We start from the raw sequence: 1,352 nt of genomic DNA on the forward strand, positions 1-1,352 counted from the left end.
GCCAGCCGCCGAAGGTGGGGTAGATGATTGGGGTGAAGTCGTAACAAGGTAGCCGTATCGGAAGGTGCGGCTGGATCACCTCCTTTCTAAGGATTATCCCGTTCCTGCGAGGAACGGATACAGGAAGCTTTGCTTCCATTAGTAAGACCCCTCAGGCAGAGGTTGTCGCTCACTCGTTGTCAGTTTTGAAAGATCAATCATCTCTTATGATGAATTGTCTTTCCAATGAAATACATGGTTGGGTCTTTTTTTGAAGTAATTCAGGATGTCAATCATTGAAAAACGCTAGAAAACACCGTTTGGTGGCGATGGCGGAGGGGAACCACGCGTTCCCATACCGAACACGACCGTTAAGCCCTCCAGCGCCGATGGTACTTGGACCGCAGGGTCCTGGGAGAGTAGGACGTCGCCAAGCGGATTTTTCAATGACTCATTGTTTATTCCCCGAAACAAGGAAATTAACATTTATCAGAGAAATCCTAAAGCGTAACAAGCAATCGAATAAGGGCCTTTAGCTCAGCTGGTTAGAGCGCACCCCTGATAAGGGTGAGGTCGGTGGTTCGAGTCCACTAAGGCCCACCAACAGTTTTTGCGAAGCAAAAGACTGTACCTTATCTTCTATTACGGGGCCATAGCTCAGCTGGGAGAGCGCCTGCCTTGCAAGCAGGAGGTCAGCGGTTCGATCCCGCTTGGCTCCATTTGTTCCTTGAAAACTGGATAACGAAAGTAAAAGAAGAAGCAATTCTTCTGCTGAAACATCCTTTAGCTAAGGTTATAATGAAGTGCGAAGGTTGTTCGAGATTGACCGACATCTTTTTGTTGTGTTTCTACCGCTACGTGTTTTATTGGATGGAGAAACGGGACAAAAACGGCGGGCAAGCCGAATCTACCTGAGCATAAGGTTAAGCTAGTAAGAGCGCACGGAGGATGCCTAGGCACCAGGAGCCGAAGAAGGACGTGGCGAACAACGATACCGCCTCGGGGAGCCGTAAGCAGGCTTTGATCCGGGGATTTCCGAATGGGGAAACCCAGCTGGCGTAATGGCCAGTTACTATTGACTGAATACATAGGTCAATAAGAGGCATACCGGGGGAACTGAAACATCTAAGTACCCCGAGGAAGAGAAAACAAAAGTGATTCCGTCAGTAGCGGCGAGCGAACGCGGATTAGCCCAAACCAAGGAGCTTGCTCCTTGGGGTTGTAGGACATCTCACATGGAGTTACAAAGGTGTTGGTTAGGCGAAGAGGTCTGGAAAGGCCCGCTAGAAGAGGTAAAAGCCCTGTAACCAAAAGTCAGCACTCTCCGAGATGTATCCTGAGTACGGCGGGACACGTGAAACCCCGTCGGAATC

The 1,352-nt window shown here is 49.6% G+C and carries 2 tRNA genes and 3 rRNA genes; all 5 read left to right on the forward strand.

The features are described from left to right. Positions 1-86: ribosomal RNA gene (locus HFP08_RS28755) — 16S ribosomal RNA — on the forward strand; the annotation flags it as partial. A gap of 212 nt (positions 87-298) precedes the next feature. Beyond that, a 5S ribosomal RNA gene (gene rrf, locus HFP08_RS28760) occupies positions 299-415 on the forward strand. Positions 416-505: 90 nt separating this feature from the next. After that, a tRNA-Ile gene (locus HFP08_RS28765) sits at positions 506-582 on the forward strand. A 43-nt stretch (positions 583-625) separates the two neighbouring features. Then, positions 626-698 (forward strand) — tRNA-Ala (locus tag HFP08_RS28770). A gap of 202 nt (positions 699-900) precedes the next feature. Further along, positions 901-1,352, forward strand: a 23S ribosomal RNA gene (locus HFP08_RS28775); the annotation flags it as partial.

The organism is Paenibacillus sp. HB172176 (assembly GCF_011947265.1).
In the GTDB taxonomy this organism is placed as follows: domain Bacteria; phylum Bacillota; class Bacilli; order Paenibacillales; family Paenibacillaceae; genus Pristimantibacillus.